Origin of the sequence: Thermococcus profundus, from assembly GCF_002214585.1 — an archaeon.
In the GTDB taxonomy this organism is placed as follows: Archaea; Methanobacteriota_B; Thermococci; order Thermococcales; family Thermococcaceae; genus Thermococcus; species Thermococcus profundus.
Genome location: NZ_CP014862.1, coordinates 1,055,059 through 1,078,447 on the forward strand (window position 1 = coordinate 1,055,059; position 23,389 = coordinate 1,078,447).

The 23,389-nt window shown below is 55.4% G+C and carries 19 protein-coding genes; 12 read left to right on the top strand and 7 right to left on the bottom strand.

Annotation, left to right across the window (positions count from 1 at the left end):
* Positions 1-16: 16 nt before the first annotated feature.
* The 3 genes from A3L09_RS05745 to nuoE are packed head-to-tail and all read right to left on the bottom strand — an operon-like array spanning position 17 to position 5,137.
* Positions 17-2,878 (bottom strand): NAD(P)-binding protein, encoded by a 2,862-nt coding sequence (locus A3L09_RS05745; protein WP_088858040.1) that lies wholly within the window; start codon positions 2,876-2,878, stop codon positions 17-19.
* Positions 2,878-4,680, bottom strand: a complete 1,803-nt coding sequence (gene nuoF / locus A3L09_RS05750) for an NADH-quinone oxidoreductase subunit NuoF (protein ID WP_088858041.1) — start codon at positions 4,678-4,680, stop codon at positions 2,878-2,880. Before nuoF ends, A3L09_RS05745 begins: the two co-directional genes overlap by 1 nt.
* Entirely contained in the window at positions 4,673-5,137 is a 465-nt protein-coding gene (gene nuoE / locus A3L09_RS05755) for an NADH-quinone oxidoreductase subunit NuoE (RefSeq protein WP_088858042.1), read from the bottom strand. The genes nuoF and nuoE overlap by 8 nt, the downstream gene beginning before the upstream one ends.
* 167 nt (positions 5,138-5,304) lie before the next feature.
* Between nuoE and shyB the strand changes: the two genes are divergently transcribed.
* The 8 genes from shyB (at position 5,305) to A3L09_RS05795 (ending at position 18,273) form a co-directional block, all read left to right on the top strand.
* Positions 5,305-6,309, top strand: coding sequence for an NAD(P)-dependent hydrogenase/sulfhydrogenase 2 subunit beta (gene shyB, locus A3L09_RS05760; RefSeq protein WP_088858043.1), 1,005 nt, complete (start codon positions 5,305-5,307; stop codon positions 6,307-6,309).
* The gene (shyC, locus tag A3L09_RS05765; protein WP_088858044.1) at positions 6,306-7,181 is read left to right on the top strand and encodes an NAD(P)-dependent hydrogenase/sulfhydrogenase 2 subunit gamma; all 876 of its coding nucleotides are present in this window, start codon (positions 6,306-6,308) and stop codon (positions 7,179-7,181) included. The genes shyB and shyC overlap by 4 nt, the downstream gene beginning before the upstream one ends.
* The gene (gene shyD / locus A3L09_RS05770; RefSeq protein WP_088858045.1) at positions 7,178-7,918 is read left to right on the top strand and encodes an NAD(P)-dependent hydrogenase/sulfhydrogenase 2 subunit delta; all 741 of its coding nucleotides are present in this window, start codon (positions 7,178-7,180) and stop codon (positions 7,916-7,918) included. Before shyC ends, shyD begins: the two co-directional genes overlap by 4 nt.
* Positions 7,915-9,162 (top strand): NAD(P)-dependent hydrogenase/sulfhydrogenase 2 subunit alpha, encoded by a 1,248-nt coding sequence (gene shyA / locus A3L09_RS05775; RefSeq protein WP_088858046.1) that lies wholly within the window; start codon positions 7,915-7,917, stop codon positions 9,160-9,162. The genes shyD and shyA overlap by 4 nt, the downstream gene beginning before the upstream one ends.
* Positions 9,163-9,243: 81 nt before the next feature.
* A complete protein-coding gene (locus A3L09_RS05780) occupies positions 9,244-9,543 on the top strand; it encodes a PadR family transcriptional regulator (RefSeq protein ID WP_088858047.1) in 300 nt (99 codons plus the stop codon).
* Positions 9,544-9,546: 3 nt separating this feature from the next.
* Complete coding sequence (locus A3L09_RS05785) at positions 9,547-10,749, top strand: MFS transporter (protein ID WP_088858048.1); 1,203 nt, start codon at positions 9,547-9,549, stop codon at positions 10,747-10,749.
* A gap of 86 nt (positions 10,750-10,835) precedes the next feature.
* Entirely contained in the window at positions 10,836-11,840 is a 1,005-nt protein-coding gene (locus A3L09_RS05790) for an asparaginase (protein WP_088858049.1), read from the top strand.
* Positions 11,841-12,120: 280 nt separating this feature from the next.
* Complete coding sequence (locus A3L09_RS05795) at positions 12,121-18,273, top strand: NosD domain-containing protein (protein WP_088858050.1); 6,153 nt, start codon at positions 12,121-12,123, stop codon at positions 18,271-18,273.
* Positions 18,274-18,508: 235 nt separating this feature from the next.
* Here the strand turns inward: A3L09_RS05795 and A3L09_RS05800 are convergent, their stop codons facing one another.
* Positions 18,509-18,727: a hypothetical protein gene (locus A3L09_RS05800; RefSeq protein ID WP_088858051.1), complete on the bottom strand. Its 219-nt coding sequence runs from the start codon at positions 18,725-18,727 to the stop codon at positions 18,509-18,511.
* 120 nt (positions 18,728-18,847) lie between these two features.
* Between A3L09_RS05800 and A3L09_RS05805 the strand changes: the two genes are divergently transcribed.
* From A3L09_RS05805 to A3L09_RS05815, 4 genes are read left to right on the top strand one after another with little or no spacing between them, the layout of a single operon-like run.
* Positions 18,848-19,360, top strand: coding sequence for a MogA/MoaB family molybdenum cofactor biosynthesis protein (locus tag A3L09_RS05805; protein ID WP_088858052.1), 513 nt, complete (start codon positions 18,848-18,850; stop codon positions 19,358-19,360).
* A gap of 39 nt (positions 19,361-19,399) precedes the next feature.
* A complete protein-coding gene (locus A3L09_RS10880; RefSeq protein ID WP_157727206.1) occupies positions 19,400-19,561 on the top strand; it encodes a hypothetical protein in 162 nt (53 codons plus the stop codon).
* A 44-nt stretch (positions 19,562-19,605) separates the two neighbouring features.
* A complete protein-coding gene (locus A3L09_RS05810; protein ID WP_232473483.1) occupies positions 19,606-20,016 on the top strand; it encodes a PIN domain-containing protein in 411 nt (136 codons plus the stop codon).
* 2 nt (positions 20,017-20,018) lie between these two features.
* Positions 20,019-21,209, top strand: coding sequence for a molybdopterin molybdotransferase MoeA (locus A3L09_RS05815; protein ID WP_088858054.1), 1,191 nt, complete (start codon positions 20,019-20,021; stop codon positions 21,207-21,209).
* 2 nt (positions 21,210-21,211) lie between these two features.
* Here A3L09_RS05815 and A3L09_RS05820 read toward each other — a convergent pair whose 3' ends face one another.
* The 3 genes from A3L09_RS05820 to wtpB all read right to left on the bottom strand — a co-directional run bounded on the left by A3L09_RS05820 (position 21,212) and on the right by wtpB (position 23,306).
* Positions 21,212-21,430: a hypothetical protein gene (locus A3L09_RS05820; RefSeq protein WP_157727207.1), complete on the bottom strand. Its 219-nt coding sequence runs from the start codon at positions 21,428-21,430 to the stop codon at positions 21,212-21,214.
* 102 nt (positions 21,431-21,532) lie between these two features.
* Positions 21,533-22,567 carry a tungstate ABC transporter ATP-binding protein WtpC gene (gene wtpC, locus A3L09_RS05825; protein ID WP_088858056.1) on the bottom strand — a complete coding sequence of 345 codons (1,035 nt, stop codon included), beginning with the start codon at positions 22,565-22,567 and terminating at the stop codon, positions 21,533-21,535.
* Entirely contained in the window at positions 22,560-23,306 is a 747-nt protein-coding gene (wtpB, locus tag A3L09_RS05830) for a tungstate ABC transporter permease WtpB (protein WP_088858057.1), read from the bottom strand. Before wtpB ends, wtpC begins: the two co-directional genes overlap by 8 nt.
* Positions 23,307-23,389: the final 83 nt, after the last annotated feature.

A 23,389-nucleotide genomic window follows, 5' to 3' on the forward strand; every position in this document is an offset into this window, starting at 1 on the left:
ACTCAAATTGAAAGAATCAGGAGAAGAGCCCAGTGATCGTGCTCTCCTCCTCCACGGCCTTTTTCACCTTCAGCTCCATTCCGAAGGCGTTAGTAACGGTGCCCTCCTTGGCGGCCCAGAGGCCTGCGGGAAGGACCAGGACGTCTCCCCTCAGCTCCTTCTCGGCCCTTCCAACCACGACGTAGGCCCTGCTCTCCGGAATTCCCGTTACACCCGCCTTGATGAGTCCGGCGGCGTTCACTCCCTCGTGGAGGATCAGCGTCGGGACGTCGAGCGGCTCAGCCGGCCCCTCAAGTATCGCGACATCGTAGCCCTCCTCAACCATCTCCTTGCCCTTCAGGAGTATTTTGAGGAGCGGGTACTTTTCGGGGTCTGCCTTCAGGAGGACGCGCCTTGCCTTTCTGACCTCCTCAAGGGTGGCCGTTGAGAGCCCGCCCTCAACTGTTGAACCTATAGGAATGCCACGCTTCTCAGCGAACTCCTTGAAGAAGGTTATCTCCTCATTTGTCAGTTCCGGCGTAAGGATGAGTGCGTAGTCGTTCTCCTCCATGAACCTCTTGGCTTCCTCCCAGCTCACGGACTTTCCGTTGAGGAGTGGCTGGATTAAATCCTCTGCCCAGGGTCTGGCGAAGCGGCAGAGGTCGCAGAGGTGTTTGTTCCAGCTATCCTCTGCCCTCGAAGCCCTAACGAGCATGCCGTCGTAGACCTCTATGTTCATCTCGCAGGCGAAGGAACAGCCGTTGCAGACGGTTTTGATGGGGGTGGTCTTCCACGGGCCGGGCTTGACGAAAGGCAACCTCTCCGTTATCGCTCCAACGGGACAGACGTCTATGGTCTCACCGATAAAGAGCCCTTCAACGTCCCCCAGCGTCTCGCCGAGGGGCGGCGAAATCCTCGTCTTGAAGCCGCGGAAGAGGTAGTCGAGGACTCCCTCACCGGCAACGTCGTGGGTAAAGCGAACGCACTGGCCGCAGAGGACGCACTTGTTGTTGTCGAGGACAACGAACGAGTGGCTCTCGTCGATCTCAAACTTGTTCTGCTCACCCCCGAAAGTATCCTGCTCCGCGTTGTAGAGCGTGGCATACTCCCTCAGCTTGCACCTGAAGACCTCCATACAGCCGCAGCTCATGCACCTCTTGGCCTCTTCAAGAACCTGCTCCTCAGTTAGGGAAGGCTCGACCTCCTCGAAGTTCCCCTTCCTGATTTCGGGATCGAGGAGCTCCACCCTCGCCCTCGGTTTTCTCTCAACGCCCTCGTAGTCCTTCTCCGTGACCTTCTTCCAGTGGTTGTAGGGCCTCAGGTCGAAGAGCACGCGGTAAAGGTCATCGTCGGCCAGAACTTTCTCGATGTGCTTCTCGGGCTCAAGCAGAACTTCCCTAGCCTTCTCAAGCTTGCCCTTGAGGTAGAGGTCTATCATCAAAGCGGCTCTTCTCCCCGTGGCGATGCTCTCTATGACCGTTGAAGGCCCGAGGACGAGGTCTCCGCCGGCGAAGACACCCGGAATGCTAGTCTGAAGGGTTACCTCATCAACAACGGCCCTCCCGCGCTTCGCCTCTATGCCGAGACCCCTGAGGAAGTCCTCGTCGCAGTACTGGCCTATCGCCAGGATGACGTTGTCGGCCTTAACGCGGAACTCTGAACCCTCTATCGGTATCGGCCTCCTCCTGTCGCTTGCGTCCGGCTCTCCGAGGTGCATTTTTATTAGCTCGACTTCCTCAACTTTGCCGTCTCCGAGTATTCTGACCGGGTTCGTGAGGAAGAGGAACTCGACGCCCTCCTCGATTGCCTCCTCAACTTCCCTCGGGTTGGCCGGCATCTCCGCCCTGGAGCGGCGGTAGACGACGGTAACCTTAGCTCCAAGCCTCAAAGCCGTCCTCGCGACGTCCATGGCAGTGTTCCCGCCGCCGACTACTATAACGCGCTCGCCGAGCTCAACCTTCTCGCCGGTGTTGACCCTCCTGAGGAACTCTATGCCGTGCATCACTCCACCAAGCTCCTCTCCTGGAATGCCCATCCTCCTGCTCCTCCAGGCCCCGACGCCGAGGAAGACGGCATCGTACTCCTCACGGAGCTCCTCAAGGGTAACGTCCCTCCCGAGGGCGGTGTTAGTCTTCACTTCAATGCCAGTGCCGATGACGGTCGCTATGTCCCTGTCGAGGACGTCCCTCGGGAGCCTATAGGGCGGGATTCCGTAGCGCATCATGCCGCCCAGCTTCGGCATGGCCTCGATTATCGTTACCTCGTGGCCCATAGTGCGAAGGTAGTAGGCACAGGCAAGGCCAGCTGGCCCACCGCCAACCACTGCTACCCTCTTTCCGGTCGAAGGGGGAATCTCGGGCATCCACGGGCCGTGCTCAAGGTCGTAATCAGCGGCAAAGCGCTTGAGCTGTCTTATCGCTAAAGGCTCGTCAACTAGGTTCCTCCTGCAGGCCTCCTCACAGAAGGCAGGGCAGACCCTCCCGAGAACCGCCGGGAGAATGTACTTCTCCTTCATCAGCTTCACAGCCTCGTGGTACTTGCCCATCGCTATCAACGCAAGGTACCCCTGAACGTCGCTGTGGGCGGGACACGCGTCCTGGCACGGCCCTATACAGTCGCCGTAGTGGTCTGAGAGGATCAGTTCAAGGGCAGTCTTCCTCATCGAGATAACTTCTTTGCTCAAGGTCTCGACGGAAAGCCCTTCCATCGGTTTGAGGGTACAGGATGTCGTTACTCCCCTCGGCGTGCTAACAAGGCAAAGCCTACAGGAGCCGTAGGGGTCGAGCTCCTCGCTGTAGCAGAAGCCCGGAACGTGCTCCCCAATTTCCCTGAGAAACTCTATGAGGGGCTTTCCATCGGGAACCTCCGTTTCCTTACCGTTGAGGATAATCTTGACCATCACTCATCCCTCCCGGTGAGGATCTCTATAGCGTTGAACCGGCACACCTCGTAGCAGGTGCCGCACTTGATACACGCCTCTTGGTCAATGAAGTGGGGCTTGAGCCTCTCGCCGCTGATAGCTTTGACCGGGCAGAATATCGCGCAGGCGGTACAGCCGGTACACTTGTCGGCGATTATGACGTACCTTATGAGCGGCTTGCAGACCTTTGCCGGACAGCGGCCGTTTATGTGCTCGATGTATTCTTCCCTGAAGTAGCGGAGCGTCGTTAGGACGGGGTTTGGAGCCGTCTGCCCGAGCCCGCAGAGCGAGCCGGCCTTAACCTGGTAGGCGAGCCTCTCAAGCTTTTCAAGATCCTCCTCGGTCGCCTCTCCCCTCGTGAACTTGTCAAGGATTTCCCACATCCTCTTGGTGCCTATGCGGCAGAAGGTACACTTGCCGCAGGATTCCTTAACCGTGAAGTCGAGGAAGAACTTGGCAACGTCGACCATACAGGTGTCCTCGTCCATGACGACCATTCCGCCGCTGCCCATTATAGCTCCCGTCGCGTTCACGCTCTCGTAGTCAACGGGAGTGTCAAAGAGCTCTTCCGGAATACAGCCGCCCGAAGGGCCGCCGAGCTGGACAGCCTTGATCCTCTTGCCCGTCTTCGTCCCCCCGCCGATCTCGTAGAGTATCTCGCGGAGCGTTATTCCCATCGGAACCTCAACGTTGCCGCCGTGCTTTATCTTGCCCGACAGCGCGAAGACCTTGGTGCCTTTGCTCTTTTCCGTTCCAAGGGAGGCGTAAGCTTCCCAGCCGTGCCTTATTATCCAGGGCACGTTCGCCCATGTTTCCACGTTGTTTATGTTGGTCGGCTTTCCGAAGAGCCCCTTCTGGGCGGGGTAGGGCGGCCTTGGCCTCGGCATGCCGCGCTTTCCTTCAATCGAGGCTATGAGTGCCGTCTCCTCACCACAGACAAACGCCCCGGCACCCTCTTTGATGACTATGTCAAAGGAGAACCCGCTACCGAGGATGTTCTCGCCGAGGAAGCCCCTCTCCCTCGCCTGCTGGAGGGCTATCTTCAGCCTTCTTATGGCCAGCGGGTACTCTGCTCTCACGTAGATGAAGCCCTTTGTAGCCCCGATCGCGTAGGCACCTATTATCATACCCTCGATAACTCTGTGAGGGTCGCCCTCAAGGACGTTCCTGTCCATGAACGCTCCGGGGTCGCCCTCATCGGCGTTGCAGACTATGTACTTCTCGTCCCCCTTTGCTTGGCGGGTGAACTTCCACTTCAGACCAGTTGGGAATCCCGCACCGCCTCTACCCCTGAGGCCCGATTTGGTGATTACCTCTATTATCTCCTCGGGCTCCATCTTGAGGGCCTTTTTGAGGGCCTCGTAACCGCCAACGGCTATGTACTCGTCTATGTTCTCGGGATCTATGTAGCCGGAGTTTTCGAGGACGATCTTCTTCTGCTTGGCAAAATAGCCATCAACGTCCCACGTCTTTCTCTCGCCGTTCTCCCACCAGTCGCGCTTGACTACCCACTCCTCCACCGGTTTTCCGTTGATGACGTGCTCCTCTATGATCCTCGGGACTTTCTTCGGGTCAACGTGACCGTAGGTAATGATCCCGTCCCCTGTGATTACGTCAACCAGCGGCTCTCGGTAGCACATGCCGACGCAGCCGACTATCTTGAGCTTGATGTCTAGCTCCCTCTCCTCAAGTTCCCTCTTTATCGCCTCGTAGGTCTCCTTTGCCCCGGCCGCTATTCCGCACGAGTTCATGCCGACCGCTATGGCCTTGACCTCAGACATCGAGCTTCCCCTCCCTGAGCTGCTTCATCAGCTTCCTCACCTTCTCCGGATTGAGCTTGCCGAAGACCTTCTCATTGATCATTATGACCGGCGCGAGGCTGCAGCAGCCGAGACAGGCGACGCGCTCAAGCGTGACAAGGCCGTCCTCCGTCGTCTGGCCCTCCTCTATGCCGAGCTCCTCCTTTATGGATCTGGCTATGTTGACAGCTCCGTTGACGTGGCAAGCAGTGCCGTGGCAGATTTTGACGACGTACTTCCCGAGCGGCTCGAAGCGGAACTGGGCGTAGAAGGTCGCGACACCGTAAACCCAGCTGAGTGGAAGCCCAAGGTAGTTCGCTATCTCCTCCATAGCCTCCCGGGGGAGGTATCCAAAGCGCTCCTGCGTGCGCTGGAGGAGCGGAATAAGCGAGCTCGGCTCTGGGGGATAAGAGCGTATGTAGCCGAAATCAGACGCCATTTTCCTCACCACGTACCACCATTTTAGAAAAACCTCGACTCCAATGTTTATAAAAGTGCACTAAAGTACAAGTTTGTAACATTTGGTTCAGAACCATTTGTTTGGAAAATCCTTAAATCGGTGCTTTACAAATATCAAGTATAAGGGCCTATACGGCGGTGGTGCCATTGAGATATATAAAACTTCCTTCCGAAAATTTTGAGACCTTCTTCAATTCGCTTAGGGAGTGGGGCAAAATCTATGGGCCAGTTAAGAAGGGGGAGGTTTATTCTTTCCAGGAGGTTCAGGGGGCCGGGGACATGGCCCTCGACTACAACAGGACAATGCTACCGCCGAAGAAGTTCTTCGTGAGACCAAGGGACCAGATACTCCACCTAAAGAACGGTAGATGGGAAAACGGTGTCGATGATGAAAGGTTCGTTCTCTTCGGCCTCCACTCCTGCGACATCCACGGCCTTAAGATACTCGACAAGGTGTACCTTGGAGAACCGGCCGACCCATACTACAAGGCAAGGCGCAAGAACGCACTCATAATTGGGATAAGCTGCATGCCCGACGAGTACTGCTTCTGCAAGAGCCTGGGAACCGACTTTGCCATGGACGGCTTTGACCTCTTCCTCCACGAGCTTCCGGATGGATGGCTCGTTCGCGTGGGGAGCGTGAGGGGGCATGAAATAGCCTGGGAGAACGAGGAACTCTTTGACGAGGTCACCGAGGAGGACATCCAGCACTTCAAGGAGTTCGAGGAGAGGCGCGCTTCTTCATTCCAGAGAAAGCTCAGCAAAGAAGGTTTGGCAGACATGCTTGACCTGGCCTACAACAGTCCCGTATGGAAGAAGTACGCGGACATATGCCTCGCCTGCGGCAACTGCAACATGGTTTGCCCCACTTGCCGCTGTTACGAGGTGTGTGACAAATGGATCAACGCCTACGAGGCTGTGAGGGAGAGGCGCTACGATTCCTGCTTCATGGAGAGCCATGGTCTCGTTGCCGGCGGCCACAACTTCAGGCCTACGCGATTGGACCGCTTCAGGCACCGCTACTACTGCAAGAGCTACTTCGACCCCTCAGCGGGCTTCAACTGCGTCGGCTGTGGGAGGTGTGACGAGTTCTGTCCGGCCGGGATAGAGCACGTTAAGGTTCTCGACGAGGTGAGGGGGTCCCTGCAATGAGCGAAAACCCCTACGTTTCCCATGAGGCGCGCATTCTGGAGGTAAAAGACTTAACTCCCAGGGAGAAGCTCTTCACCCTCCGCTTCGTTGACCCAGAGGTGGGAGAAAACTTCAACTTCAAGCCGGGCCAGTTTGTCATAGTGGACGTTCGGGGCTTCGGCGAGTTCCCGATAAGCCTCTGCTCATCCCCAACCAGGAAAGGCTACATCCAGCTCTGCATAAGGAAAGCCGGCAGGATGACGAAGTTCGTCCATAAAATGCGGGAGGGGGAGATAGTTGGCATTAGGGGGCCCTACGGCAACGACTTCCCAATGGAAGAGATGGAGGACTCAAACCTCGTTCTTGTCGCTGGCGGCCTCGGGATGGCGCCCCTGAGGTCAGTCCTGTGGTATGCCATTGACTCAGGGAGATATGAACAGATCTGGCTCTTCTACGGGACTAAGGCCTACGAAGACCTGCTCTTCCGCGACGAGGTAGTCCACCTACTAAAGCATGGGGATGCCGTGAACTGCAAAGTGAAGCTCGCCTACGAGGTTGAGAGTCCCTCGTGCGTCTACCTTGAGAAGGGCTTCTCGGACAGGGTTTGCCGGGGCGTTGTGACGGACCTCTTCCGCGGTGAGGAGTTCGACGTTGAGAACACCTACGCCCTCATCTGCGGCCCTCCGATAATGTACAAGTTCGTAGTGAGGGAGCTCCTGAACAGGAAACTCTCTCCCGGGAGGATTTACATGACCCTTGAAAGGAGAATGCGGTGCGGAATAGGCAAGTGCGGCCACTGCGTTGTTGGGACGAGCACGAGTCTCAAGTACGTCTGCAAAGACGGACCTGTCTTCACCTATTGGGACGCGCTCTCCACAAGGGGGTTGATATGATGGGGAAGCTCAAACTCGGAGTTTTCGAGCTGACGGACTGCGGAGGCTGTGCCCTCAACGTGCTTTTCCTCTACGAGAGGCTCTTCGACCTCCTGGAGTACTACGAGATAGGCGAGTTCCACATGGCGAGCAGCCTTCAAGATGGTGGCCATTACGACGTTGCCCTCGTTACAGGAACGGTTTCCACCCACAGGGATCTCGAAGTTCTCAGGGAAGCGAGAAACCGCTCGGACTACCTCATAGCCCTCGGGACCTGCGCGACACATGGCAGCGTGCAGGGAAGTGTTGAAATGCCGATTAAAGAGAAGCTGAAAGCGATTTACGGAGATGAGGGCAACCCGATGCGGGCGATGGACTCGAAGCCGGTCGTCGAGTACGTGGCCGTGGATTTGGCAATTCCTGGCTGTCCCTACGACAAGGAGGAGCTGTACCAGGCGCTCATGAACATAGCGAAGGGCATAGATCCGGTTCGTCCAGACTACCCCGTCTGCGTCGAGTGCAAGCTCAACGAGTACGAGTGTGTTCTGGTGAAGAAGGGCCTCCCATGCCTCGGCCCGATAACCCTAGGCGGCTGCAACGCGGTCTGCATAAAGTCCGGTCTCGGCTGTATCGGCTGCAGGGGCCCACTGCCGGGCGAGGTGAATCCAGCGAGCGAGTACGAGATACTCAAGAGCAAGGGCTACGATGACGAGTACATCATGAAGAAGTTCAAGACCTTCGCGAGGTGGAAGCCATGATAATCGAGATTGGGGAGTTCACCCGTGTAGAGGGGAACGGGAAGGCCGAGATAATCATAGAGGACGGCGAAGTGAAGGACGTGAGACTGAAGATCGTTGAGGGGCCGCGCTTCTTCGAACTCCTCACTCTCGGGAGGCACTACTACGATGTACCAGACCTTGAGGCGAGGATATGCGCCATATGCTATCTCGCCCACAGTGTCGCATCGGTCATGGGGATAGAGAGGGCCTTCGGAGTTGAGGTTCCGGAGGAGATTCAGCTGTTAAGGGAGCTTGGTCTCATCGGGGAGTTCCTTGAGAGCCACGCATTGCACCTTTACCTCCTCGTCGCCCCTGATGTCTTCGGCTATCCCGATGCCATTAGGATGGCAAGCAAGCACGGCGAGCTTGTGAAGGAAGGGATAGCACTCAAAGCCTTCGGGAACAGATTGAGGGAGCTGATAGGCGGGAGGGAGATAGGCGGGATAAACGTCAAGCCAGGTGGCTTCGGGCGTTATCAGACTACTGAAGAGCTTGAGACAATTGAGGAAGAAAGTGGGGCTCTGCTGAGGCTCGCTAAAAGGGCTGTGAGGCTCTTCGCGTCGCTTGAGCCCTACGGCGAAAGGGCGGAGCACTTCGTAGCCACCAACGGCTACCTGTGGGGAGAGAGACTGATCGCCGAGGACAAGGAACCGTTCCACTACACCGAGAGAATAGAGGAGCACTCCCTCGTTTACAGCTTCGCCAAGCAGAGTTGCTACAACGGCGAGAGCTTCCTCGTTGGTTCCCTCGCAAGGCTCCTGCTAAAGAGCGATCAGCTGACGCCGGAGGCGAAGAGGCTCTTCAAGGAGCACGAAGATAAGCTTTCAACGGGATACGTCAGCTACAACAACCTTGCCCAGGCTATCGAGCTAGTTTACTCCCTTGAGCGGGCAGGAGAGATAGCGAAGATTCTCCTCGACCGCGGCATCTCCGGCGAAAACGTTCCAGTGGAGCCGAGGGAAGGGGAAGGAATAGGGTACGTTGAGGCACCGAGGGGAGTTCTGATACACCACTACCGCACCGATTCCAAGGGCAGAATCGTGCACTCGAACATCATAACGCCAACGGCGCTCAACCACGCCATGATTGAGGAGAGCCTGCTGAAGGAGGCTAGGGTTCTCTACGGTGAGGCCGATGAGGAGGAGATGATAGGCAGACTGGAGGAGACGGTAAGGGCCTTCGACCCATGCATATCCTGCTCGGTTCACATAGTGAAGCTTTGAAGTTTTCTTTTTTCTTCTGAGATCCTATGGAGATGGGAACGTTTTTAACCTTAATATCGATTTTCGATATCGGTGTTCGATATGATCCGGCGCGTTCTCCTTGGCTTCATGGGTCTGCACATCCTCCACCATGCGAGCCGGGAGGAGATCACGGGAAAGTTCGTGATGGAGGAACTGGAAAAGCACGGCTATAAAACGAGTCCCGGGACGATCTATCCCCTCCTCCACAAAATGGAGGACATGGGGCTTCTTCAGAGCAGAACCGAGGTGAGGAACGGAAAGCGGGTGCGCCTCTATCGAGCAACCCCGAAGGGGGAAGAACTGCTTGAAAAAGCCAGGAAAAAGGTCAAGGAACTCTGCACTGAAATCCTGGGGGAATGAGGTATGGAGGATAGAGAATCCTCAAAGGCCAACGAAAGGAGGATCTTTGGGATAAGCTGGAACGTTTTCGTTCTGGGTCTCGTCAGCTTCCTCAACGACATGAGCAGCGAGATGATAAGCCCGGTGGTTCCAAAGTACCTCACGGACGTCCTCAAAACGGGTGAACTCCTCGGTGGAACGCTGATGGGAGCAATAGAGAGCTTGAGCTCACTCTTCAAGGTGGCCTTTGGCTACATCAGCGACAGGTTCAGGAAGAGGAAAGTCTTCATCTTCACTGGCTATGCACTCTCAGCCTTTTCAAAGGGTGCGCTGGCCTTTACCCGGTACTGGTGGGACTTTCTAAGCTTGAGGATCCTTGACCGCGTCGGTAAGGGCATAAGAACTGCCCCAAGGGATGCCCTTATAGCGGAGTCCTCGGAAAAGGGGAAAACTGGAAAGTCCTTCGGCTTCCACAGAATGATGGATACCCTCGGCGCCGTCACCGGCCCGCTCGTCGGAATAGCGCTCCTCTACCTGATGCGCGGCATGATCGCCGAGAAGGCCTACCGCTACCTCTTCCTGTTCTCCGCAGTTCCGGGGCTGCTCTCCCTTCTGATAATAGCCCTCTTTGTAAAGGAACGCGGTAGAGAAGTCAGGAAAAAGATAACAGGAATTTCCGCGCTGAAAAGCAGAAACCTCAGGCTCTTTCTGGCGGTGGTTGCAGTCGGGGCCCTTGGAAGGTACAGCTACGCATTTACCCTGTGGAAGGCCTCTGAACTGGGGTACTCGCTCAGGGATGAGATGGCCTTCTACGCCCTCTTCAACCTCATGTACGCGGCCGCGGCCTATCCGATCGGCTTTTACTCCGACAGGGTGGGGAAAAGGAAACTGATAACGGTCGGCTTCATGATAGCAGCGCTGGCCTCTCTGGCTTTTGCCTACGCAGAGGACCTGCCCTCACTCATAGCCGCCTTCGTCCTCTACGGCCTCTACATCGCTATTGAGGATACGGTTCCAAGGGCGTACATGGCGGATCTGGCCGGGGACTTTGAGAAGGGGACGGTGATAGGTACCTACCACACGGTCTTTGGCATCTTCGTCTTTCCCGCTTCGGTCGTGGCGGGCTACCTGTGGCAGAACTACTCCCTCAGCCACTCCTTCCTCTACGCCGCGGCAATGAACCTCCTTGCCTTTGTCATGATGCTCTCAGTTCCGGAGAGAGATTGACATTTTTTCAATTTCTGACCCTTCTTTCTATTCAATCTTGTCAAAAAGACTAAAAAGGGTCCCTTAAACTTACTTCGGTGAGAGCTTTGAAGATCCTAGTACTGGGCACCGGCGGGACGATAGCCAGTGCAAGGACGGAGATGGGGTATAAGGCCACCCTCGGCGTTGATGAAGTTCTTCAATTGGCTGGAATTGAGAAGCGGGACGGTTTTGAGGTGGAGACGCGTGATGTGCTCAACCTGGACAGCACCCTGCTCCAGCCAGAGGACTGGGAGGTCATAGGGAGGGCCGTCTTTGAGGCCTTCTCCGAGTACGATGGGATAGTCATCACACACGGCACAGATACCCTCGCGTACACCTCCTCAGCCCTGAGCTTCATCCTGAGGAATCCGCCCGTTCCCGTCGTTTTAACTGGTTCGATGCTCCCGATAACCGAGCCGGGGAGCGACGCCCCCAGAAACCTGAGGACTGCTTTGACGTTTGCGCAGAAGGGGTTTCCAGGGATATACGTCGCCTTCATGGACAAGATAATGCTGGGGACGCGCGTTTCTAAAGTCCACTCCCTCGGCCTGAACGCATTCCAGAGCATAAACTATCCCGATGTTGCCTACGTGAAGGGAGGCGAACTGCTGATAAGACACAGACCGAGGGTCTTTGGAAAGGGAGAGCCCGAATTCGATCCCCCCGTTGACCCCAACGTCGTTCACCTCCGCTTAACCCCAGGTCTCTCTCCGGAGGTGTTCTTGAAGATCTCAGAAGCCGTCGATGGGATAGTCCTTGAAGGCTATGGGGCCGGGGGGATTCCCTACAGGGGAAGGGATCTTCTCTCGGCAGTCTCCAGAACGGCCTCGCAGAAACCCGTTGTCATGACCACTCAAGCCCTCCACGGGGGTGTGGATCTAACGAAGTACGAGGTTGGGAGGAGGGCCCTGGAGGCCGGCGTCATCCCAGCCTACGATATGACAAAGGAGGCGACCCTGGTAAAGCTGATGTGGGCCCTGGGCCACACCAAGGAGGTCGAGAACGTCAGGAGAATCATGACAACGAACATAGCAGGGGAGCTCAGCATCGAAAAGGAAAGGCTTGGGTGATCAACCCAGAATTTTCACTTAGTTCTCGTTCCCAGCTGGGGGAGTCTCTGACTCTCTGGGGAGTAGATGAATTCGATGGTAGAGTCCGAGGATGGAATGTATTGACAAGATTCAAAATTTATTCTTAATTTTATCAAGTTTTATGGGTTTTTCCGGAACTTATTTATAGAAAAAACGCGTATTTTATCTAGTAAAATCATGATCTCCGATTCCTTTTCTTCTTGAGTCGGAGATCCCAGTTCATTGAATTTTAATCATCTCCGCATTGGGAGGTAGGGAGATGAGGCGAGAAAAATTCGTCTCCTGCTTGTTTTTGGTTATCGTTCTAGCGTCCAGCCTCCAGGTTCTAAACTACGACCGGGCAGGTGCTTTTCCAGTGGTGCACAACGTCAACACGGGCGAGATTTTTCAGAGCATACAGGAAGCAATAGACGACCCTGAAACCAAAGACGGGCACGTCATCGAGCTCGATCCAGGAAATTACAGGGAGAGCGTGGTCGTCAGCAAAGGGGTGATCATACGCTCCGCATCGGGAAACCCGGAGGATGTCATCATAGAGACCTCCGAGCCAGGGGTTCCGGTATTCAGGATTACCCACGACAACGCGGCCATAAAAGCCGTCACCCTCACAGGAGCCAAGAAAAGCGGGACTTACGCGGTGGTAGTTGAGAAAAAGGTATACAACTGCCAGATCATCAACGTCAGGATATTCTCAAGCTACGGAGGAATTTACCTCGACGAAGGGGGAGCTAACCACAGGGTAGCTATGGGCTACTTTGAGAGCGTCGCCATTCCAGTAACCCTCAACTCCGTCTCGACCACCGAGGTCTCCATGAACTTCATGAAGGGTCCCGATAGGGGGGTTGTGCTGCTGTCATCAAGCAGAAACTCCATCACAAACAACACCATAACAGACCCAATCTACAACGGCATCCTGCTGAGAGACGGCTCGGCCGTCAACGACGTAAGCGGGAACGCCATTTCAGGCAGTCAGGGGGACGGGATAATGCTCTACGCGAGCCACAACAACACTATCGAGTCCAACAACCTGACCCAGAACGTTCGTGGGCTTGAGATAGTCGGAGGGAGTCAGGGGAACATCGTCAGGGACAACTTCATCACCGGGAACGACCTTGGGGTCTACATCGCTGACACTAACGGAAACCTGCTCTACAACAACTACCTCTCGAACGGCCAAAACGCCCGGGACATGGGAGAGAACTACTGGAACACCACGAAGAGGGATGGCCCAAACATAGTGGGCGGCCCCTACATAGGCGGCAACTACTGGAGCGACTACGGGGGAGTTGACAAGGACGGCGACGGGATAGGCGACACAGAGGTTCCCCACATCTCCGGTGGGGGCGTGAGAACCGGGGACTGGCTTCCCCTCGTCAAGACGAGGCCCGAAGGGGGCCTTCCGGACTTGATTGTAACGGACATCTGGAAAGAGGGCGGAAAGCTCTGGTTCCAGGTGAGGAACGTCGGAGATGGTGACTCAGGCCCCTTCGATGTGGCCCTCCTCCTAAACGGTGAACCCGTGAAAACTCTCAGCGTTGAAGGCCTCAAGGCCGGGGAGTTCAGGGATGGAAGCTTCGACCTGCCCGAATGCCACGAGGGAGTTCTGAATGTAGGCGTGTGGGCAGATTCAGGCGGAAAAGTCCACGAGGGCGACGAGGAGAACAACGCCCGCCTTGAGGAGTGGAAGTGCGACGAGGAGCCGCCGAGGATAGTTGGCCTGAAGGTGGTGGAGGTCGGAAGGGACTACGCGGTTATCTTCGTCGGCACGAGCGAGGAGAGCAGGGTAAAGGTGAAGTACAGCCCGGACACGCTCCCAAGCGAGGTTGTCGACGACGAACTCAAGGAGAAGCACGTCATAAGGCTTGAAGGATTGCAATCGGGAACGCTCTACTGGTTCATTGCGGAGGTCTCGGACGGGAGTGGAAACTCGGCCGTCTCCGAAAAGGCCTTCTTCAAGACGCTACCGGTTCCGGACGGAGAAAAGCCGACTGTTGAGCACCTAACGCTCCCCATGAGACCAGGAAAGCCGCTTAGGGCTTACGTGAGCGACAACACCGGTGTTGACAGGGTGGAGTTCTACGTGGACGGAAGGCTTGTGGGGGTTGACTACTCCCCGGGGAACTTCTCCATGATGTACCTCACCCCCGGAATCCTCGGGATGGCCGGGATTGGTGGGGAGAACTACTACACGGAACACGAGGTCATGGTGAGGGTGTGCGACATTAGTGGACTGTGTGACAACATAACCGAGGTATGGAGGCCCTCCTACGATGTCCAGAGCGTTGAAGTGGAAGTCGTTTCCCCGCCCGACCGCTACACGATGAGCACCATCCAGGCGAACAGCACGGGAAGCGTTGAGGTGAGCGTTTACGCCGCTGAATACGAGCTATCCATGAGGGACTGCCCCTCCTCGGAGCTGGGCCAGCTCATGTGCCTCAACAGCCCGGGAGAGCTCATCCCCCATCCAGTTGACAGCCTAACCCTCTACATATTCGGGCCAGAGGACTACGAGGTTAAGAGGGTTTTCTACCCCCACACGGACGAAGACACCACCTTCACCTACGAGTGGGACGTGAGGAACCTCGAGCCTGGGCTGTATCTCATAGCGGCCATGGCCAACTCAACCAACGGGGAGAGCTACTTCTCAAGGGCTGTAACGGTCGAGATAGCTTCCCCCCGGAAGGAGTACTCCTTCCACCAGGAGGTCAGGAGGGTTGGAAACTACTTCAACGTCACGCTAAGCGTTAGGAACACGGGGGAGGTCCCCATAAGATTAAACGAAATAACGGAGACCCTAAAGGGCTTCCAGGCTGTTGTCAAGGACGGAGCCGGCTACACCATGAGGGGGCGCTACTACGTGGAAGGGCAGTATGAAGAGGTCACCTTCAGCTTCAACAACACCATCCTCGAGCCGGGGGAAATGGCGAGGGCGAGCTACCTTGCGGTTCCCATTCTGTATTCCCATACGGTCTACAGGGGAATCGGTGTACCCGTTGTGGTCGAGGTTGATGGAGACCTGGAGACCTTCCACCCATCCCAGACCGTAAGGGGTGAAGGGGGTCTCGAGGGCATATACGATGCCGCGATAAACGCAATGAGGCAGAGCGACTACCTCATAGTCACGAACCCCGAGAACCTATACTATACAAACGAAAACACAAGCAATGTCCAGAAGGTTTTCTCGGCGATGGCGGAACTGGCCACCCTCCGGAACGGCGTTATAGGCTACCTCGGGGGAGGGGGAAAGATAAGGAAAGACGTTAAGAAGGCGCTCATAGCAATCGGCGACCCCAACGGAGATGGAAAGGGCGACATCGTGATATACCATCCCGACAGCGGAAAGCTCGTAGTTCACAGCCTCCTGGGCGGTGAAGAGAGCGCAGAGCTGGCGAAAGGAGCTGGAGGGTTAGCCCTTCACGACCTCGACGATGACGGAAAGGACGAGATAATCCTTGCCGGGGAGTACGGGTTCGTGAAGGTGTACGGCAAGGAGCGGGTTAGGGACAAAAACGGGAACCAGAAGGAGAAGTACGTGGAAGAGAGCTATTCCCCCAATACAAGAGCGGAAGGGCAAGCGGACGTTGCCTGCGGGTACGTTTATGGGTCAACGATATTCGACGTGTACCCCACCTGCGCGGTGCTGGACGGCTCCCACGTGTACCTGATAACATCCAGTCTCCAGGAACCCATTCGGCTTCTCTCTGGTGAACATGACATTGGAACGGACAGAGGTAAGAGGGTCTTCTTTGCCGACGTGGGCGGCGACAAGGGAGACAGTCTGCTCGTCCTGCTCTCAACGGGGGAGCTCAGGGAGTACTACATCATAGCCGATTCGCTGGAGCTTCGGAGAACAATCCAGGTTCCCTACTCAGACGACAACGGCTACGCCACAGGCGACATAGACGGCGATGGAATGGATGAGTTCGTTGTCTTTGATGCGGAAAACAATAAGATTGAAGTCTACACAATGGACGGCCTTGAGGAGGAAGTCCCCTTCTACTTTGGAACAACCCATGAGATTTCCATAGGGTCCGGAAGCATGGCCACCCCAATATCCGCCTACGTCGGGAGCGTTATCATGGGCGGTATCAGGATTGGAAACGTCCTTCCCGGAAGGGGCGAGGAAATAATCTTCCCCAGCTCCGACGGTGAGTGGCTGGAATTCCACACATGGGACGAGCTTCAAAACTTTGAGCCGCTGTCCTTCACGCTCATACAGGAGTGGAGCAACTACCTCACGGACGGCTGGCTCGACCACGGCTACCTCGTCATAGTGGGCGAGACGGAGATAGTGCCGGCGCTTAAGGCGAGCTACAACCCGATATGGCTCGACTGGGGTAGGGTGAAGGTCATCAGGACAACCGACGTCCCCTACGCCAACACCGAGGGAGACGTCCTTGACCCCGAGCTGATAGTTGCGAGGTTCCCGGGAAACAAGGCGGGCGACATACTCAAGGGCATGGAGAACGCCATAGCCGTGGCGAGGGGGGAGTGCTCCTTCGACCGCTCCCACGCGCTCATACTATCGGGATGGCCCGAGTCGAGGGGCGGCGGCTCAGATCATATTGACTTCTATGAGACCAGCCTTGCGGTTTACAGGGCACTTAGAGATCAGGGCACCAATGTGGCGATTCTTAGAAGCACCCAGTACCCGGACGAGGAAGTGAACAGCCGTAAAGTATCACACAGGGAAGACGTCGTGAACGCTTTCTTCACCATTGCCCGCGAGAGGGACATAATACACCTCGAGGGACACGGAAACTGGAACGTGATAGATGATCTCTACGTCAGTGACTTCTCGGGAAGGGCGGAACCCTTCGGCGGAACCTGTCCCTTCGTTTACGCGGAGTCCTGCCTGACAGGGGACTACACGAAGGGGAAGAGCGTGGCCGAGGCATTCCTCCAGGCCGGGGCGGCCGTCTACCTGGGATCAACTGAACTTGTCTGGAGTGCACCGTGGACGGCAAGGGCCAAGAGGCTCTACCGGAAGTGGGACTCCGGAGAAAGCATAGGCATGGCCCTCAGGGAGCTGAAGAGGGAGATGGGAGGCTGGGAACTTGAAGACGATACGGACATGGTATGGGTGCTTGAGATGCACCTCTACGGCGACCCCAAGCTTGGATTGGGAGTATCCACACCAGAGGAGAGGAGAAACTCGGGAACCCCGAAGAGCCTGGAGTTGCAGACTCCGGAGTACAGCATAGAGAGGACGGACGAAGGTGATGTGATGAGCATCGAGGACGGCTCCTACGTGGAAGTGCCCGGCAACCCCCTGCTCCCCTACTACACCTACACCCTCAATGTTCCTGCCGGGAGCAGGGTAACAAGTGTGAGACTTGTGGAGAAGGAGGTCAGGGAGAGGGTGCCCCTAAACCCGGCCATCGCGAGGATCGGAAGGCTCGGAGGGGAGGCAACATCCAACTCCACCACCGTTAACCTCACCCTTCCGGACTACAGGTGGCGCATCATCGAGAACCCCGATGGCAGCACAACGCTCGTCATAAAGGTGTTCCCCGTCAAGTACAACGAGCTCACCGGAGAGGCTACGATCTACGGCTCCCACCGCTTCGAGATATCCTATGTCGAGACCGGGGTGAGGCTTGAATCCTTGGTGCTCAGCGGGGAGAGGATAAAGCGCGGGGATACCATCAAAGCGGGCCTCATCCTCACGAACAGGGAAAGGGACGACGTTGTATTAACCGCGAGGATCAGAAAGGCTTCGGACAACTCCGTGGCCTTCGAAGCTCCGGCGAGGCTCCTCGAAGGCTTCGGCGGCGTCGGAAGGTTCTCGATGGAGTTCGGCACGGAGGGCCTTGAGGGAGGGGAGTACTACGTTGAGATGGAGGTGAGGGATAAGGGAGGAAACGTCCTCGACAGGAAGACTGCCTACTTCAGCGTGAGCTTTGCCGAGCTGGTGGTGAGCCTGTATCCAGCAGGGGAGCTCTCTCCGGGGGAGGAGTTCACGGGCGTGATGGAGATAACCAACGTAGGTGACCTTCCGGTTAGCGGAAGCGCGCACATAACCTCTTCCGAGGGGGAGGAACTTGTCAGGAACGTGACGGTGATGCCCGGCCAGAGGGTAACCGTGGAGGGAACCTTTACTGCCGGAAAGGAGTGGGCTAACCTAACCGGCTACGTCCTGTACGATGGAACGATGAGCGAGCCAGCTTACTTCTCGCTCTCCTTTGCAAAGCCCGAAGAAGAAAAGCCGCCTGAGACTACCACAACAGCCCCATCCTCCACGTCATCTCCTTCACCATCGCCAACAAGTTCATCAACGACTCCCCCTGAGGAGAGCCCCTCAACAACCCCAGGGACACCGGGGCCCACGATCCCCGGAGGGATGATGAGGATTGCCGCACTGCTCCTCGGAGCCCTTGTCCTCTTCGCCATCCTCCTGAAGAGGAGGTGAGGCTTTCTTTTCCCCACTTTTAAAGGAGGAGTTCGGAATGGAAAGGGTTCGAGTGGTATCGCTCGTTTTTGTTTTTCTGCTCTTTGCCGCCGTACCCGGCGCGGCCTGCCGCTGGTAGACTTGGACTCTGAAGAGGGGAACCTAGCCGCCTTGGATGAGGAGTTATTTCAAGAACTTCCTCCCCTAATACACTCAAGACTAAACTTTACAGAATTATAGGGGGAGAAATTGGGGCTTAAGAACCCTCCAGCATTTTAATCTCTTCGTCCCCAACTATCAGAGGTCTCTTGGACTCTATAACGTAGCTCAGCTCCCATTTTACATCTCCTTTGTTCATGCCCTCCGCGTAGCGCTTTGCCTTCTCCTCTGCATCCTCAATGCTTGACGCTTCGATGATCCTCCTCACGTACCACTTCCTTTCTCCATATCTGAGCTTGAACTCGGCCATGTACATCGACACCACCGCATTAAAATGCATCTGTCGGGTTAAAAATCCTTTCCCCGGGGTTAAACGATCTTCCTTAACAGGACAAAGGTTATTAACTGAAAAAATGAAACCAGTGCGGTGAAAAAGATGGGAACCGAAGAGCACAAAAAGAAGGCCCCCAAGAGCTTCAAGTTCGCCGTCATAACCGTCAGCGACACGGCAAGCAGAGGGGAGAAGGAAGACAAGAGTGGGAAGTTCCTCGTTGAGGAGCTTGAAAAAGCCGGCAATGAGAGGGTTCTCTACAAGATCGTGCCAGATGAGAAGATGGAGATTATTGGAGCTATCGTTGATGCCTTCCGCGCCGGAGCCGATGTTGTTGTTACCTCGGGAGGGACAGGAATAGCGAGGAGGGACGTGACTATAGAGAGCCTCAGACCCCTTTTCGACAAAGAGCTATCATTCGGCGACATTTTCAGATTGGTGAGCTATGAGGAAATTGGAAGTGCCGCCCTAATGACGAGGGCAACTGGGGGAGTAATAAGAAGCTCGGGAAGGGCCATGGCAGTGTTCTGCCTTCCAGGGAGTCTTGGGGCCGCTAAAACTGGGATAAAACTCATACTGGCGGAGGCAGGGCACGTGCTAAAGCACGGCCGTGAATAGTTTTAAGGACAAGTATGCAAGGATATAGTGGGTGGGAACATGGAAAAAGCGGATGCGGTGGGAACCCTCACCCCAAAAAATAGCAGTAACTCCTCGTTAAATCAGGACAAGAAACAAAAAATAAAACGGTTCAGAGGAATACTCGGGAAGATCAGCGAGGAGACAATACTATGGGCCATCAAGGAGGCTGAAGAACTTTGAGCGGCCTTCTATTCATCGACACCAGTGTCCTCGTGGAGTATTTGGTGGACGGTGAAAAAGCCGGAGTAGCTGAGGAAATACTGCTGGGTTCCTGGGTATTTTTAACGTCCCCTACAGTTTACAGGGAAGCCTTGGGTGCGCTGGCCCTCATAGTCGGCAGAGAAAAGTTGGGAATAAAAGGAAAGCACAGCCTGAGAAAATTCGTGGCCAAGAAGGGATGGGAGCCGTTTTCGAAAGTGGTAGCATCTCTGAATGGCCTTCTTGATGAGCTTGGGATCGTTATAGTCGGCGATTCATTTAGGAGAGATGAACTGTATGAGACAATGAAAAAATACAACTTGATGCCGTCTGATGCTCAGATCGTACTGACCTGTCAGAATCACAACGTTAAAAACATTGCCACGTTTGATTCTGACTTTAAAAGGGTAAGCTGGCTTAAAACTCTGGGGGTGTAAATATGAGGGAGTTCAAAAAGCTCACGCCTTATAAGGAGGCCCTTTCCCTCCTTCTGAACGATCTGGGGGAGATACCCGAAACCGAGGAGATTCCCCTGGATGAAGCCCTTTGGAGGGTTCTGGCCGAGGACATTGTATCGCCGATTGACCTTCCACCCTTCAGCAGGGCCGCTGTCGACGGCTACGCGGTTAGGGCTGAGGACACCTTCCCAGCTAGGGAATACAACCCCGTCGAGATAAGGGTCGTTGACGAGATAATAGCCGGGGAAGAGAGCAACACCGAGGTTACCCCCGGAACGGCAGTCAAGCTTCTGACCGGTGCCAAAATCCCTGAGGGGGCAAACGCAGTCCTCATGCATGAGATGGCCGAGAGGGACGGCGATGTAATCCGGGTTCTCAGACCGGTTGCACCGGGCCAGAACGTTGCGATGAAAGGCGAGGACGTACGGAAAGGAGAAGTTGTTCTAAGAAAGGGACATATCCTAAGGCCCCAGGATATCTCGATTTTAAAGGCGCTCGGCTTTAGGACAGTCAAAGTCAAGAGAAAGCCGAGAGTGGGGATAATAGTCACCGGAAGCGAGCTCATCGAGGAGTTTGATGAAGAGGCGCTGATGCACGGCAAAATCCTCGAGAGCAACTCGGTGATGCTCAAAGGGCTTGTTGAACAGTACTTCGGTGAGCCGAGGTTCTACGGTGTCTTTCCCGACGATGAAGGGGAGATCGGTAAGGCGATAGAGAAGGCCCAGGAGGAGAACGACCTCGTCCTTGTAACCGGTGGCTCCGCCTTTGGGGACATGGACTTTGCGCACAGGTTTGTTAAGCTCCTCTTCCACGGCACCACCATAAGGCCGGGTAGGCCCATCGGGTACGGCGAAAGGACGTTCGTGATGAGCGGCTATCCCGTCGCCGTCTTTGCTCAGTTCCACCTCTACGTCAAGCACGCACTTGCGAAGCTTGTCGGGGCGAGGAACTACGAGGTGAAGGTCAGAGCAAGGCTCACTGAGAGGGTTCCGAGCCAGCTTGGGAGATACGAGTTCGTTAAAGTGTGGTATGAGAATGGAAAAGCGAAGCCGATAAAGAAGAAGGGGAGCGGCATAATAAGCTCCCTGGTGGAGAGCAACGGGTACATAACCATTCCAGAGGACAGTGAGGGATATCTGGAAGGAGAAGAGGTTGAAGTGGTTCTCTATTAGCCTCAATCGGCCAGAAATACTTCCCATCTTGGTCTTTTTGTTATATCTCTGACTTCCTCTGGGATCTCGGAGAGGGATAGTGAATCCAGAACCTCAAGAACCTCGCTTATTTCTCGCTTTCTCTCTTCCATGATGGCCTCCAGATAATCCGACCTGGCCCAGGGCAGAACCTCTTTGATCGGCTCTTGGTTTTTCCCCGTCACCACCGCCTTCATGGTCATCGTCGTATTATGCAATTTGATAGTATATAAGGGTTTTCTATTCCAATTTTTCATTTAGCCAGTTTGCTACCGCAAAATATGTTAAACTACTGGGGATGGTACTCAGAACACGTGGAGGGCTGTGGCTTTAAAGCTCACCCAGACCTCTTTCCCCTCCCCCAGTTCCATCTCAACCATCGAGGAGCGGGTTATGAAGGCCCTTAGCTGAAGACCGTCCACGTTCAGGTGCACCCTCACCAGAGGGCCCAGCTCTTCGACTGACTCGACAACACCCCTGAATTCGTTTCTGGCGGAGCTTCTTAGGGGTTTTAGAGAGAGGATTATATCCTCCGGCCTCAGCCCGACCCTCATCCTCCCGCTGATCTCAATGGGAAGTTCTATCTTGATCCCGTTGGCTTTCAGTGTTCTCCCCTCTGCAGTCCCCTCGATTATGTTCTCGAAGCCCAGAAATCTGGCCACTTCTTCATTTGAAGGCCTTGAGAAGACGTCCCTCACTGAACCAACTTGAACGAGCCTCCCGTTGAGCATGACACCAACGCGATCCCCCAAACCAACGGCCTCTTCAAAGGAGTGGGTTACATGAATGGCAGTGAAGCCGATTTCCTTCCTCCAGCGCTTCATCTCCATCATCAGGGCTGAGCGCGTCTGAACGTCGAGGTTTGCAAAGGGCTCGTCGAGGAGTATCAGCGGCGGCTCCACGGCGAGCGCCCTCGCTATCGCCACGCGCTGCTGCTCTCCTCCACTCAGAGTTTTGGGCTTCCTGTGGAGCAGGTGACTTATCCCCAGCACTTCGGATATCTCGCGAACCTTCCTGCGGGTTTCTTCTTTTGGGACTTTTCTGACTTTTAGGCCGAATGCAATGTTGTCGTAAACGCTCATGTTTGGAAAGAGGGCGTAGTTCTGGGGCACGTAGGCGAGGCCGCGCTTTTCAGGAGGTAAGCCGGTAATGTCTACCCCATTCAGGAAGACCCTCCCAGAGTCCGGCTCGATTATCCCCGCTATCACTTCAAGGAGAACCGTCTTTCCGGCACCACTCGGGCCGAGTATTATGAAGTGCTCTCCCTCTTCAACGTCGAAGCTTATATCTCGCAGGTGGAACTCACTGTAGTCCTTTGATACGGACTTGACCTCAAGCATCCTTCATCCTCCCGGCCATCCATCTAAGAATGACGAAGACCGTAAGGCTCATGGCTATCAGAACAACGGAGATCGGCCTTGAGGCCCTCAGTCCGTAGTTGTTGAAGTACTCCAAAACGAGAACCTGGGCAGTCTTGGGGTAGTAGGCGACGACGAGTATCGCTCCGACTTCGCTTATGGCCCTGGCCCACGTCATTATGGCCCCGCTGAATATTGAGGGAAGCGCCATTGGAAGGGACACTGAGAAGAAGGCCCTGAACCTCGATGCGCCCAGGGTTCTTGCCACGCTCTCGAGCTTCTCATCGACGGCGAGGAATCCATCCCTGGCGGCGTTGATTGTGAAGGGTGCCGAAACGAAGAGCATCGCCGCTATTATCCCTGTGTAGCTGTCCAGGATGGATTTCGAGAACGTGACGAGGAGCATTATACCGACGACCGAGTGGGGTATCACTATAGGGACGTCCATCAAGGCCTGAACCAGGCTTTTGCCGGGGAATTCGAGCCTAGCCAGCGAGTAGCCTAGAGGGATCCCCAGGATGAGCGCTATTAACGCCGTCGCGGTCGCCGTTAGGAGGGAGTTCTTGAGTGCCTCAACCACAGTCGGATCGTGGATGGTTTTCCTGAGCATGCCAATGTCGAAGGCCTGTTTTTCAAATATCACTATGAGTGGGAGGGCTATGTACACTACCAGGAAGCTCCCAATGGCCGCGAAGAGGTAGAGGGTGTAATCGCGCCTCATTGCAGAGTCCCTATGGAAATTCTAGTATTTAAGGGTTCTGGAGGAGTTAAATAAGTTCGTTAACGGATCTGGCTGAAGAGCGG